Source organism: Alteromonas sp. LMIT006, from assembly GCF_024300645.1.
GTDB lineage: Bacteria > Pseudomonadota > Gammaproteobacteria > Enterobacterales > Alteromonadaceae > Opacimonas > Opacimonas immobilis.
The window spans coordinates 1,144,085-1,157,428 of the sequence record NZ_CP101291.1 but is presented as its reverse complement, the minus strand read 5'-3'; the positions used below and the strand labels follow the sequence as shown (position 1 = coordinate 1,157,428).

The window sequence follows — 13,344 nt, the reverse complement described above, 5'->3', positions numbered from 1 at the left end:
TGGATAGCTATGCCACATTGGACAAATAATCCAGCAATACCATCGCCTTGCTATGTACTCGAAGAAGCAAAGCTTCGCAAAAATCTTGAACTCATGCGTGAAGTGCAGGAGCAAACAGGTGTAGAGATAATTCTTGCTTTAAAAGGATTTTCAATGTGGTCAGCCTTCCCTATGATTAGTAAGTACTTACAAGGTGGTACTGCATCTGCTTTATGGGAAGCGAAATTAGCCAAGACCTTAGGCGGCCAAGTGCATGCCTTCTCACCAGCATTTAAAACCAGTGAAATGCCCGAGATTGTTGCAGAGGTGGACCATATTTCGTTCAATTCAATGGCGCAATTTTTACTGCACCAAAGTGTTTGCGAAAAAGCCGGTGTGAGTATGGGATTACGGGTTAATCCAGAGCATCAAGAGGCGGATACGGCTTTATACGACCCATGTGCACCGGGTTCTCGATTGGGGATCACCAAAGACCAGTTAGATGGGCAACCACTCAAAGGCATTGATGGTTTCCATGTGCATGCACTATGCGAATGTGATAGCTACGCTACTGAACGTCTGTTAAAAGCGATTGAAAAACAGTTTTCAGGCTATTTCCCGCAGCTAAAATGGCTCAATTTAGGCGGTGGTCATCTTATGACCAAACCCGGTTATGACTTAGCCCATTTGATTGATGTATTACAATCTTTTAAGGCTAAATATCCACATCTCCAGATCATCATGGAACCGGGTTCTGCGGTTGCTTGGGATACCGGCCCATTGATCGCAGAAGTCGTTGACATTGTCGAGAACAATGGGCCAATTGGCATTTTGGACATCTCGGTTACAGCGCACATGCCAGACGTCCTTGAGATGCCCTATCGCCCCCATATAATGGGTGCAGGCGAGGCTGGGGAATACCCCTATAGCTATCGCTTTGGCGGAAATTCCTGTCTCGCGGGCGACGTACTTCCAGAGTATAGTTTCGAGGCCCCGATTGCAGTCGGTCAACGCATTATTTTTAACGATATGATGCATTACACTATGGTCAAAACCAGTTTCTTTAATGGTGTGCAACATCCAGCAATTGGGATTTTAAGAGAAAACGGTGAATTCGAATTAGTGCGCGAGTTTACTTACGAAGATTTTTTAGGGCGACTATCTTAATCTAGCCGCCCCAACGATCTATTTATATTGACGTACTAGCTGATCCATGAATCTTACGCCCCAGCCATGCGCTCCTTTTGGTGCAGTATCTGTAGCACTGTCTAACCAATCAACACCTGCAATATCAAGGTGTACCCAAGGTAAGTCCTCATCTACAAACGTCCCTACCACTGCAGCGCCAATGGATGCGCCCGGGTTGCCTACCCCACTATTTTTGATATCAGCAATATCCGATTTGAGCTGATCAAAATGGTTAGGATGCAATGGTAGTGGCCAAACATGCTCTCCAGAGGCCTCGCCAACGGCCATGATTTCCGTTGAAAACGCAAAATCACGCGTCACTAACGCAGCGTACTCATCTGATAACGCTCGCGCAGCAGAGCCGGTCAATGTTGCGATATTTAGCAACATCTTAGGCTGAAAACGTTGCTGAGCATAGTAAACCGCATCGGCCAATATCAAACGGCCCTCAGCGTCAGTACTGATGATTTCGATAGTCGTGCCCTTCATGGTTTCAAGCACGTCTCCGGGACGAATCGCATCTGGCCCAGGCATATTCTCAGCCAACGGCATGACACCCACCAGATTGACTTTTTCGCCACGCATTGCACTGGCATATACTGCCCCAGCGACGGCCGCAGCGCCTGACATGTCGGATTTCATCGCCCACATACCATTGTTTGGCTTGATACTGGTACCGCCTGTATCAAAAGTGATGCCCTTACCAGCTAATACAATTGGTGCACCACCTTTGATGCCTCCTCGATATTCGACGACCAGAAGTTTAGGTTCGTGAACCGACCCCTTACCCACGCCCAATAATGCCCCCATAGTTAGGCGCTGCATCTCTGCCAGACTCAATACATCAATCGAAACATTGTCGACACCGTTGAACAAGGCTTTCACTTCATCAACAAAAGATTGCGGATATATAGCTTTGCCAGGCTCCCAAGCCAAATCTCGAGCAAAATGAGTGCCTTTGGCAACGTGAGTTAAGTCATTTTCAAACAATTGCTTATTCGCTGGAATGTTATCGGTCACCATCGTCAGGCGTGAAATACTATCTTGCTTGTCTGATTTGTATTTATCAAAATGGTAATGCCGAAGCTGATAGCCCATAGCCAGGTGTGCTGCACTATTTGGTGGTAGATTTGCAGTGTAAACACTCACGTTCAAATTACGTGTGGTAGATTGCAGCGCAGCAGCAATTTTGCCACCTAGATTGTGCCAATCTACAGGCGTTAAATTGGCTTCAGATTCAATGCCAACTAAGAGTAATTCTTCCACATCGCCAACCATTTCCAAGTGTAAGGTTGCCCCTTTCTTACCCGTAAATTCATGATGGTTGATGAGTTTTTTTAGGCGTTCATTACTTTGTTCATTTAAATCGGCCAACTTAGCTGGAAGTTGCTTCGTTTGAGCGTCATTCACAAAGAAGACATGTTGCTCAACAGCTCGACTTGGCGAGTTTGAAAATTCTACCGTCAAAGGTTGAGCTATCACAGTAAACGTCAGAATACTGCCCACTAGAGCAAGCAATTTATTCATTTTGATAAATATCCTTGATTGTTATAACCAATATACAATACGGATAATCTAGTGCTGTTGGATTATTTTTTCTGATCCAACGCCCATTGGTATAAGGCGTTCTTTTTGAGTTGATAATGCTGCGCCACTATCGCCGCTGCTTTTTTTGCGGGAAGTTCAGATAATAGAGTTTGCATGAGTCGCTTGGCTGGTTCACTGATCTCGTCACTTGATTGAGGTGCGGGACCAAACATGAGAACAAACTCACCTTTTTGATGCGCAGAATCTTGCTCGAGCCAGTCAATAACAGTTTGGCAAGAACCACTCACATAAGTTTCAAACGATTTACTCAATTCTTTAGCCAAAACCACACTTATCTCATTGCTGAGAACACTGTGCGCAAGTTTCATCGTATCTAACACACGACGGGGGGATTCGTAGAACACACTAGTAAAGGCATGTTGGTTGAGTTGTTGTAATTGTTCAGTTTTCGCTTGTTGTTTGACCGGCAAAAAACCAAAAAAATGAAACTGATCGGTTGGTAAACCTGCCGCAGATAGAGCAGTAGTCAATGCGCATGGCCCTGGTAGTGCGGTAACTTGATAACCTTGAGTCCGACATTCTCGCACCAGTACAAAGCCCGGATCGCTTATTAAAGGCGTCCCTGCATCAGAAACCAGAGCAATATCCTCGCCGTTTTCTAGCCTTTGGATCACTTTATTTGCCTGCACTGATTCATTATGATCATGTATCGCAAAAGTCGGGGTCGTGATCCCAAAGTGTTGCAACAAAATGCGACTGTGTCGAGTGTCTTCGCAACCGATCGCGGCAACGCTTGACAATGTTTCCAAGGCTCGCTGAGTAATGTCGCCAAGATTACCAATTGGAGTTGGTACAATAAACAGTGTTCCAGTGTGGTTAGATGAAGCCAACGAATCAGACATAGTGCGCAACAGACGTAAATACAGTATAGTAGATATTATAGCGTGTAAGGGTATGTGTGTGATAGGGACAAATTTTCAATTGTGTAAAAGAAGGGGAGCAGAATGGCTCATTACCCTTGTTTTTTGTTCATGGCTAGTAGCCTGTGGCAGTAGCCCTAAACCAGCAACCGGAACTGCGCCAACAGCGAATATACCGGTTCTCCCAGTGGCTTTTACCTCGTTAGACGAACGTTTAAACCAAGCTGAACAACTGTTTCATACAGGGCAATTGTTAGCGTCTGTGGAAATGTATCTGAATCTGGCTGAAGAACTGCTAGTTGCAGGAAGCTGCAATAAGGTTCATGCTATCTTGGCTGGTCTTGAAGCATACGTTGAACCGAACTCAACCTCATGGCAGCAAGCAAGGTATTTGCGGTCGGCATGTCAACACCCAAATGATGATATTGCAACACGTATTGACCTGCTTGGTTTTGTCCCAAAGACCCAAACTCTTGCTCAGAAACGAGCCAAATTATTAACCGAACTTTATATTGAATCTCTAAATTATCGCGAAGCCCTGATAGCGTATTTACAAACCAGTGATGCCTCTGCAGAAACGGCATGGGCGCTAACCCAACAAATGTCACTATCTGAATTATCTCTGACGGGTGTGGTTAACGTTGATGCATACTTATCACTTGCCAAAATCATTCGGCAATACGCATTAGTGCCAAGTGAGCTAGCGATAGCATTAACGCAGTGGCAGTTTTCTCACCCAAATCACGAAATACTGAATGGGAATATCATTCCCTTTGAATTATTGCTCAGTGCAAGTGAATTTCCAAGCGACACAGAGATTGCCATATTACTCCCTTTAGAAGGACGCTTAGGGAATAGTGGCAAGCAAATCAAAGATGGTATTTTGTCGGCTTACTTTGCCTCTAAACACAATTTTCAACTTCGCTTTATCAATACTCATGAAGTGAATGTTGAAGCTATTGTACAACAGATTCAAGATGTGGATATTGTGATTGGTCCCTTGCTAAAAACTGAAATCAATGCCCTTCGCCCTTTACTGCGTCCACAGCAGATTTTACTTGCGCTCAATCGTATTCCTGTAACTCTTGAACAAACTAATACAGAGAATGGTGACAATTTAGTTGCTTCCCAGCAATTTTTCTTTGGCTTAGCCCCAGAAGATGAGGCACAACAGTTGGCTGAATACGTTTATACCAATCAGTATCAACAGCCAATAATGATTCATGCGCAAGACGCTACCGCTACTCGTATGGCAGAAGCGTTTGCTCTGCGTTGGCAAACCATTAATCCCAACGCGCCTCTAAAAACCCTGACATTTACCAACAATGCTGACATGCGTAAACAAATAACCGAAGCGCTAGGGGTAGCTACTAGTCAACAACGCGCGCGCAAACTGGAGCAATTTCATGGTTCAGAAGTATTTAGTGTCACGCGCAATCGTCGTGATGTGGATGCTTTTATTGTCTTTGCCAATGCCAAACAGACTGAACTTATTAATCCCATGATTGAAGCGTCATTAAGTACATTCAGTGACAAAATCACTCCGGTTTATGCCTCCTCACGCAGTTACAACCACGACCTTAATCAGAATTCGCTAAGAGATCTGCAAAATGTATTTTTTATTGAAATGCCGTGGGTATTAGATAGCACAGCACAAGAACTCAAAGCGACATATAATATCCTTAATCCAACCGCGAGCACTTCAGAACAACGCCTTTTTGCTATGGGGTATGATGCCTATCAATTGTTGTTTAATCTCAACAAGTTATCTAAGGTGCCTAACCTACAATTTATAGGCTTAACAGGTGAATTACGGTTAGAAAATAACACTTTGTATCGCCGTTTACCACAAGCTCAAATTTCACAGAACTCGATTCGTGTGGTAGGTCAAGTTACCCAACCGTGACCCTAAGTTTTAACAGAGCAAACACCGTCGAAAAAGGGCGAGCCATTGAGCAAAAAGTGAAAACCTATCTAGAGGAGCAAGGATTAACGTTTGTCACCAATAATTTTTATACTCGTTATGGTGAAATTGATTTAGTATTTCGCGATGGGCTAATGTGGATTTTCATTGAGGTAAAATTTCGCCAGTCTGAACAATATGGCCGAGCAGAAGATGCATTTACCAAACAAAAAAGACAGCGTTTAACTAAAGCAATTCAATTTTTTGTGGCACAATACAATATAAATTTACAATACCATGATCACAGGATTGATCTATTTGCTATCAACGGACGACGTGCAAAGTGGTATAAAGCGGTCTAAATATAGGAAACCTCATGATCGAACGTATCAAAGCGCATTTTACAGAAAGCATTCAAACCAAAATTGAAGCTGCAGAAACGTTGCCAGAATCCATTGCTAAAGCGGCCAATATGATGGTTGAGGCTCTGATGAATGGCAATAAAATCCTCTCTTGTGGGAACGGGGGGTCGGCAGGCGACGCGCAGCACTTCTCCTCAGAATTATTAAATCGATATGAGCGTGAACGCCCTTCATTACCAGCGATGGCGTTAACCACAGATACGTCGACATTAACCTCGATTGCCAATGACTACAGTTACGATGAGGTATTTTCTAAGCAAGTTCGTGCGCTTGGACAACCTGGCGATATTCTACTTGCCATATCGACCTCTGGAAATTCCAAAAACGTCATCAATGCCATGCAGGCAGCATTAAGTCGAGATATGACTATTGTCGCGTTAACGGGTAAAGACGGTGGAGAAATGGCAGGCTTTTTAGGGGCGAACGACGTTGAAATTCGTGTTCCATCAAATCGTACAGCGCGGATCCAAGAAGTGCATCTTCTCGCAATTCACAACCTCTGCGATTGTATCGATGAGACCTTGTTCCCACAAACTCCAGAATAACGATAAAGGTAGACAAAGATGTTTCTTAGAATTGCTTTGGCCATCACTCTAATCCTAACATTATCTAACTGTGCTGCTATTGCGCTTGGCGGTGTTGCTGCGGTTACGGCTGGAAGCGTTTCAGATCCTCGAACCATCGGAACTCAAATTGATGATCGCACCAACAGCCTAAGTATTGCTAACGCCTTATCCAAAATTGAAGGATACGCGGAAAATACAAATATTGATATCGATGTGTATAACCGTCAACTGCTTCTTACTGGACAAGTGACAGATGCTAGCCTTGTCAAACAAATCGTTGCAACGGCACAAGAGAACTCATATCTTTCCAAAATTCATAACCAATTACGAGTTACACCGCTGGCCAACGCTTCTACTCAAGCAAAAGACATTGTTATTGCCAACACCATAAGAGCCAAATTATTAGCCCATGATGACGTCAATCTTACTGCTGTGAAGGTGATTGTAAACAGTGGAGAAGTATTTTTGATGGGGTTAGTCAATAATTCCCAAGCGACGGTTGCCGTAGACATCGCACGTAATGTACAGAACGTTGTGCGCGTTAATAGAGTATTTGAAATAATTAACTGACTCTAGTTAACGCGCTTTTATCTATTTAACAATACTTAGATTTGGCTTACCACGAGCTGGTTTCGGTGGCTCTGGTGGGGGATCAGACTCATCGTCATCGATTACATTCTCATGACGGTCCGCTTGAATGTCTGAGTCCATTGGTTCGGGGGGGGTAAAAACAGTACCCGCACCATTTTCTCTTGCATATATGGCCAATACAGCTTCACAAGGAAAGCTGATTTGTTGCGGTTGCCCACCAAAGCGAGCTTGAAAGCTCACGCCTTCTATTGATAAATGAAAATTCACACATGCGCTCGGTGAGACGTTCAACACAATCTGACCCTCTTGAACATATTGCTGGGGCACTTGAACATAAGGCTGAGTTGCGTCTACTACTAGATGCGGCGTCAGATCATTGTCTACGATCCAATCAAAAAAAGCCCTAAGCATATAGGGCTGATTCGGTGTCATTGAAATATCACTCATACTGGTTTATGAAAGTGGTTTATGAATTTCGCGTTCTTGGTCAGTTAACGATGCGATAAACGATGGACGGTCAAATATGCGCTTCATGTATGCCAGCACTTCTTTGCTGCCATTGCCCGTCAATTGAATATTCAATGCTGGTAAACGCCATAACAACGGCGCTAGGTAACAATCAACCAAGCTGAATTCTTCAGACATAAAATATTCGGTATTCGCAAAAATAGGCGCCAGCGCTAGTAGATTTTCTTTTAGTTCATTACGCAGTGCTGCAACATCACCTTCACCGCGGAAAATCAGTCCAGCTTGTACATACCAGTCTTGTTCAATACGGTGCATCAACAAACGACTCTCTGCACGTGCAACAGGATACACGGGCATTAATGGCGGATGCGGGAAACGCTCATCTAAATATTCCATGATAATGTGCGACTTATACAAAGCCAAGTCACGGTCAACTAATGTAGGTAAAGTGCCATATTGATTGTACTCAAGCATTTCTTCTGGAAGGTTTTGCGGATCCACATAAATGATCTCAACGCCTACCCCTTTCTCAGCCAACACAATTCGTGCCTGATGACTGTAGATATCAATGGTATCCGAAAAAAGGGTCATAATAGAACGTTTGTTTACGGCTACTGCCATTTAGCTATCTCCTGTTGACTCACATTAGCTATCATTTACTGCTAAATTAAAAAAAGGGGCGCTAATTGCCCCTTTTGTTATTATACAGAAAATTTACACGTTTGTGTTATTTTAATCCGCGCCAATATTCTTTCTTGAGTAAGTACGCAAAGATGAAGAAAATCAATACAAAGATTAATGCACCACGACCAATCGCTTCAGATTCTAATCGAGTCGGCTCACCAGTGTACTCAAGGTAATTAACCAAATCTAATATTGCCTGGTCATACTCTTCAGTATTCATTACGCCATTGCCATCGGCTTTGATGCCGGCATAACGCTTAACGGTTTCTCCATCGACCAAAGCTTCCTCGTGATAAATGCGAGGTGTACCTTGTAACTCTTCTAATACATGAGGCATACCTACGTTAGGGAAGACAAGGTTGTTTACACCAAAGGTTTTTGAAGGGTCCACATAGAACGTGCGTAAATAGGTATACAACCAATCTGCACCGCGTACACGTGCCACCAACGTTAGATCGGGTGGCGGAGCACCAAACCATGTTGCAGCAGCTTCTTGTGGCATTGGCGAAGTGATATAGTCAGTGACTTTTTCACCCGTAAATTGTAAATACTCTTGGCCAATATCCGCAGGAATATCTAGGTCTTCAAATGTTCTTGAGTAACGCTGATATTGTTGCTGGTGACAACCCAAGCAATAGTTCATAAAGATACGTGCACCACGTTGTAATGACGCTTTATCCGTTAGGTCAAAATTAGCCTTATCAAGAGGTACCGAAGAACCTGCAGCGAAGGCTAAGCTTGGCACTAAAAGTGCCAAGGCTAAAACTAAGTTTTTCATTTAGGGATCCTCGCTGGAACAGGTTTAGTCTTCTCGTTTTTGCTGTAGATAAAGAGTAAGCCAAAGAAGCCGAAATACATGAGGGTTGCTATCTGTGACGCAACAATCTTCCAGTTCTCTTGTGGCGTTCCACCTAAATAACCCAAGAATACAAATACCACTGCGAACACTAGGATGTTGTACTTGTGTAAGCCACTGCGATAGCGCCATGAGCGAACGTTGCCACGGTCAATCCAAGGTAATGCAAAGAGTGCTGCAATCGCTCCAAACATCGCGAGTACACCGAATAACTTGTCTGGTACCGCTTTCAAGATTGCATAGAACGGTGTGAAATACCATACTGGGAAGATATGTTCAGGCGTCTTCAACGGGTTTGCAATTTCAAAGTTAGGATGTTCTAGGAACTTACCACCCATTTCTGGAGCAAAGAACAACACATAACAGAAACCAGCTAAGAACACTGTGAACGCGACCAAATCTTTAAGCACAATGTGCGGGAAGAATGGTACTACGTCATCCGCAATGTCGTATTTGCTAGTGTAGTATTCATGGATCTCAAATTTCGTCTTGTCATCTTCTGACAAAGAACCTTTCTTGTGCTTGATCGCAACGCCATCAGGATTGTTCGAACCTACTTCGTGCAACGCGATAATGTGTAAGAACACCAAAATCACGATGACTAAGGGTAAAGCAATAACATGCAAAGCAAAGAATCGGTTAAGCGTAGCTCCAGAGATAACATAGTCACCTTGGATCCAAACAACTAAATCAGGACCAATGACTGGAATAGCACCAAACAATGAGACGATTACCTGAGCGCCCCAGTATGACATCTGCCCCCATGGTAATACATAACCCATGAACGCTTCCGCCATTAGCGCTAAGTAAATCAGCATACCAAACACCCACAATAGCTCGCGAGGCTTTTGGTAAGAACCGTAGATCATACCGCGGAACATGTGCAAGTAAACAACGATGAAGAATGCGGACGCCCCCGTGGAGTGCATGTAACGGATTAACCATCCGTAATCGATTTCACGCATAATGTATTCAACTGAAGCAAAAGCGCCTTCGGCTGACGGTACGAAATTCATAGTTAACCATACACCGGTCAAAATTTGGTTTACCAAAACAATCGTTGAAAGGAAACCAAATACATACCAGAAGTTCATGTTAATTGGCGCAGGGTACTGAATCGCGTGCATGTTTGCGACACGAGCCAAGGGAATGCGCTGTTCAATCCAATTCATAAAACCGTTCATAATCAAACCACCTTATGCTTCAGAGCCGATCAGTAACGTCGTATCATCAAGGAATTGATACGGCGGAACGACCAAATTAGAGGGAGCAGGTACGTTTTGGAAAACGCGTCCAGCCATGTCAAATTTTGAACCATGACAAGGACAGAAGAAGCCTTCAGAAACACCTTCGGCGTATTGCGCAAATGCACCTTCACTTAAATGCTGAGGTGAACAGCCTAAATGCGTACAGATACCAACCAAAACTAAATACTCTTCTTTCAAAGAACGATATTGATTCTTAGCAAATGCAGGTTGTTGTTCGACATCAGAGTTTGGATCACGCAGTTGATCTTCATGATTGCTTAAACTAGCTAGCAACTCAGGAGTACGACGCACAACCCAAACTGGCTTAGAACGCCACATGACACGAATTAGCTGACCAGGAGCGATACCACTGATATCAACTTCTACGTCAGCACCGGCAGCCTTTGCCTTTGCACTTGGATTCCAAGACGCGACGAAAGGCACTGCTGCAGCCACTGCACCAACCCCACCAATAACCGACGTCGCAACAGTCAAAAACTTGCGACGGTTGTTATTCTCAGGCTGGGCTTCTGGGCTTGCTTTGTTTGCATCTACTGATACATTGCTCATCCACTTTCTCCAAAACTGGGATACACCGCTAACTAAACGGATCATCAACCATAAAAAAATTCTGCGCAAAATGGTAAAGAAAACACACAAAAATTACAAGTCTAACGCGTTATTTATCTTAGATTCAGGTTAAGACAATGGTCGTTGATCTTATATCTGCTGGGTTTAGGGTATCTTGAAACCCATAACATAGGTAAATATCTAAGATTCGATAGATTAGGGCAAAGAAAAGGCAAAAAAATACCGCTCTATGAGCGGTATTTGTAAATAACGTGTAAATATTAACGTTTTGAGAACTGTGGCTTCTTACGTGCTTTGTGTAGCCCCACTTTCTTACGCTCAACGCGACGTGCATCACGTGTAACGAAACCAGCCTGACGAAGGCTTGGACGTAAAGTCTCATCAAATTCCATCAACGCACGAGTAATGCCGTGACGGATGGCGCCAGCTTGACCAGAAATACCACCGCCTTTAACAGTGATGTATAGGTCAAATTTCTCTGTCATTTCAACAAGTTCTAAAGGTTGACGAACAACCATACGAGCCGTTTCACGGCCAAAGAACACGTCAAGAGGACGTTGGTTTACAGTAATGTTACCAGTACCTGGACGAAGGAATACACGAGCTGTTGAGCTCTTGCGACGACCAGTGCCGTAATATTGGGTATCTGCCATTGTCTCGCTCCTTAAATGTCAAGTACTTGTGGCTGTTGCGCAGCGTGTTTATGTTCGCTACCTGCGTAAACTTTAAGCTTACGGAACATAGCACGGCCAAGAGGACCTTTTGGTAGCATGCCTTTAACCGCTACTTCAAGAACCATCTCTGGTTTTTTCGCTTGTAACTTATCAAACGTAATGTCTTTGAGACCACCAGGGTAACCTGAGTGAGCATAGTAGACTTTGTCTTTGAACTTGTTACCAGTCACAGTAATCTTCTCGGCATTAACAACGACGATGTAATCGCCTGTATCAACGTGAGGAGTGTATTCTGGCTTGTGTTTACCACGTAAACGCAAAGCGATTTCAGCCGCTAAGCGACCAAGAGTTTTGTCCGCAGCATCTACTACGTACCAGTCGCGTTCAACGCTCTCTGGTTTTGCAACAAAAGTTTTCATTGTTTCATTTCACCCGAAATTGAATAATTAGTTACGGTCGTATGCACCATGCATACAACGTGAAATCAACGTCTAACCCCTTCGAGTTTGCTGATTCTTCCATCCTCCCACGGATGGGTTGTAACTGGGCAGGCGCAAGATTATACGCAGATTACTCAATTTTTCAACAATTTAATGTGCTTATTTTGCGAGTTACTCATACATACCAACGGCTTTGTTCATTTCATTGAGCAATAGGATATTTAATTTTGCGACTGTATTTATTTGTGGGCGTGATTACAGAGCTTGCTGAGGTGACACTAGCAAATACGGATTTAGCTTGTTGACATGGGCCTTTTACCACTTCAAACTGTGCTGTAATAGCACTGTCGGTCGTCCCTAGTAGACCTAATGTATTATCCCCAGACCGAGTCCTGTCAACATCTGCTCAAATAACAAGTAATAAAAGACTAGGCTTAAGCCAAATGTAACTTAATGACGTTTTTTTACTTCATCCCAAATGGCATCAAGTTCCTTGAGAGAGAGTGCGGTTATATCCTGTCCTGATTGTTGAACTTGACTTTCTAATGCGTTGAAACGATCAGTAAATTTTTGATTCGCTGCAATTAAAGCACTTTCTGCATCCACATCTAAGTGTCTAGCTAAGTTCACAACTGCAAATAATAAGTCACCTATTTCTTCAGTCACTTCAGCGTGTGATTGATGCTCTGCTGCTTCAGCTACCTCAGCTAATTCCTCTCGAATTTTGGCATAAACCGGAGCAATATCAGCCCAATCAAAACCGACTTTTGCGCATTGTTTTTGGATTTTTTGTGCCCTCATTAGTGGGGTCATTCCATTTGGAATACTACTGAGTACTGTTTGGGGTCGAGATTTTTTCTCGCTTGCTTTGATTGCCTCCCATTGTGACTTGACTTCGTCTGGGCTCAGTTCGGTTTGTTCCCCAAAAACATGAGGATGTCGACGAATAAGCTTTTCACACATCGTTTGTGCAATGTCGGCAAATTCAAACCACCCTTTTTCGGCGCCTAACTGTGCGTAAAATACAACTTGAAATAATAAATCCCCAAGTTCTTCACACAGGTGTTGAGGTTCACCAACCGCTATAGCTTCAGCTACTTCGTAGGTCTCCTCTATGGTGTGTGGAATAATCGTTGCAAAAGTTTGTTTGAGGTCCCATGGACAACCCGAATCGGGATCTCTTAATTGACGCATGATTGCCACTAACCCCGCTACAGGGTCAGAGGCGACGAGATGTTCATACTGCGCAAGCTCTGATGACTTCATG

At 43.6% G+C, this 13,344-nt stretch carries 15 protein-coding genes; 5 read left to right on the top strand and 10 right to left on the bottom strand.

Going from position 1 to position 13,344, the window contains the following annotated elements:
* The first annotated feature begins 9 nt into the window (after positions 1-9).
* The gene (gene nspC / locus NLG07_RS05395) at positions 10-1,146 is read left to right on the top strand and encodes a carboxynorspermidine decarboxylase (protein ID WP_254856668.1); all 1,137 of its coding nucleotides are present in this window, start codon (positions 10-12) and stop codon (positions 1,144-1,146) included.
* A gap of 18 nt (positions 1,147-1,164) precedes the next feature.
* Here nspC and NLG07_RS05390 read toward each other — a convergent pair whose 3' ends face one another.
* The gene (locus NLG07_RS05390) at positions 1,165-2,694 is read right to left on the bottom strand and encodes a leucyl aminopeptidase (protein ID WP_254856667.1); all 1,530 of its coding nucleotides are present in this window, start codon (positions 2,692-2,694) and stop codon (positions 1,165-1,167) included.
* Between the two features lie 62 nt (positions 2,695-2,756).
* The gene (gene rsmI / locus NLG07_RS05385; RefSeq protein WP_254856666.1) at positions 2,757-3,617 is read right to left on the bottom strand and encodes a 16S rRNA (cytidine(1402)-2'-O)-methyltransferase; all 861 of its coding nucleotides are present in this window, start codon (positions 3,615-3,617) and stop codon (positions 2,757-2,759) included.
* Positions 3,618-3,696: 79 nt separating this feature from the next.
* Between rsmI and NLG07_RS05380 the strand changes: the two genes are divergently transcribed.
* The 4 genes from NLG07_RS05380 to NLG07_RS05365 are packed head-to-tail and all read left to right on the top strand — an operon-like array spanning position 3,697 to position 7,096.
* Positions 3,697-5,541 (top strand): penicillin-binding protein activator, encoded by a 1,845-nt coding sequence (locus NLG07_RS05380; protein WP_254856665.1) that lies wholly within the window; start codon positions 3,697-3,699, stop codon positions 5,539-5,541.
* A complete protein-coding gene (locus NLG07_RS05375; RefSeq protein WP_254856664.1) occupies positions 5,538-5,900 on the top strand; it encodes a YraN family protein in 363 nt (120 codons plus the stop codon). Before NLG07_RS05380 ends, NLG07_RS05375 begins: the two co-directional genes overlap by 4 nt.
* A 14-nt stretch (positions 5,901-5,914) precedes the next feature.
* On the top strand, positions 5,915-6,505 hold the full coding sequence (locus NLG07_RS05370) for a phosphoheptose isomerase (RefSeq protein WP_254856663.1): 591 nt from the start codon (positions 5,915-5,917) through the stop codon (positions 6,503-6,505).
* An 18-nt stretch (positions 6,506-6,523) separates the two neighbouring features.
* A complete protein-coding gene (locus NLG07_RS05365; protein ID WP_254856662.1) occupies positions 6,524-7,096 on the top strand; it encodes a BON domain-containing protein in 573 nt (190 codons plus the stop codon).
* A 21-nt stretch (positions 7,097-7,117) separates the two neighbouring features.
* Here the strand turns inward: NLG07_RS05365 and NLG07_RS05360 are convergent, their stop codons facing one another.
* From NLG07_RS05360 to mazG, 8 genes are all read right to left on the bottom strand, one after another.
* The gene (locus NLG07_RS05360) at positions 7,118-7,564 is read right to left on the bottom strand and encodes a ClpXP protease specificity-enhancing factor (protein WP_254856661.1); all 447 of its coding nucleotides are present in this window, start codon (positions 7,562-7,564) and stop codon (positions 7,118-7,120) included.
* A gap of 6 nt (positions 7,565-7,570) precedes the next feature.
* A complete protein-coding gene (sspA, locus tag NLG07_RS05355; protein WP_254856660.1) occupies positions 7,571-8,206 on the bottom strand; it encodes a stringent starvation protein SspA in 636 nt (211 codons plus the stop codon).
* 106 nt (positions 8,207-8,312) lie between these two features.
* Positions 8,313-9,047 (bottom strand): cytochrome c1, encoded by a 735-nt coding sequence (locus NLG07_RS05350; RefSeq protein WP_254856659.1) that lies wholly within the window; start codon positions 9,045-9,047, stop codon positions 8,313-8,315.
* The gene (locus NLG07_RS05345; protein ID WP_254856658.1) at positions 9,044-10,309 is read right to left on the bottom strand and encodes a cytochrome b N-terminal domain-containing protein; all 1,266 of its coding nucleotides are present in this window, start codon (positions 10,307-10,309) and stop codon (positions 9,044-9,046) included. Before NLG07_RS05345 ends, NLG07_RS05350 begins: the two co-directional genes overlap by 4 nt.
* A gap of 12 nt (positions 10,310-10,321) precedes the next feature.
* Positions 10,322-10,942: a ubiquinol-cytochrome c reductase iron-sulfur subunit gene (gene petA, locus NLG07_RS05340; protein ID WP_254856657.1), complete on the bottom strand. Its 621-nt coding sequence runs from the start codon at positions 10,940-10,942 to the stop codon at positions 10,322-10,324.
* Between the two features lie 281 nt (positions 10,943-11,223).
* Positions 11,224-11,616: a 30S ribosomal protein S9 gene (gene rpsI, locus NLG07_RS05335; RefSeq protein ID WP_254856656.1), complete on the bottom strand. Its 393-nt coding sequence runs from the start codon at positions 11,614-11,616 to the stop codon at positions 11,224-11,226.
* A gap of 11 nt (positions 11,617-11,627) precedes the next feature.
* On the bottom strand, positions 11,628-12,056 hold the full coding sequence (gene rplM / locus NLG07_RS05330; protein WP_254856655.1) for a 50S ribosomal protein L13: 429 nt from the start codon (positions 12,054-12,056) through the stop codon (positions 11,628-11,630).
* Positions 12,057-12,527: 471 nt separating this feature from the next.
* Positions 12,528-13,343 carry a nucleoside triphosphate pyrophosphohydrolase gene (gene mazG, locus NLG07_RS05325; RefSeq protein ID WP_254856654.1) on the bottom strand — a complete coding sequence of 272 codons (816 nt, stop codon included), beginning with the start codon at positions 13,341-13,343 and terminating at the stop codon, positions 12,528-12,530.
* Position 13,344 lies beyond the last annotated feature (1 nt).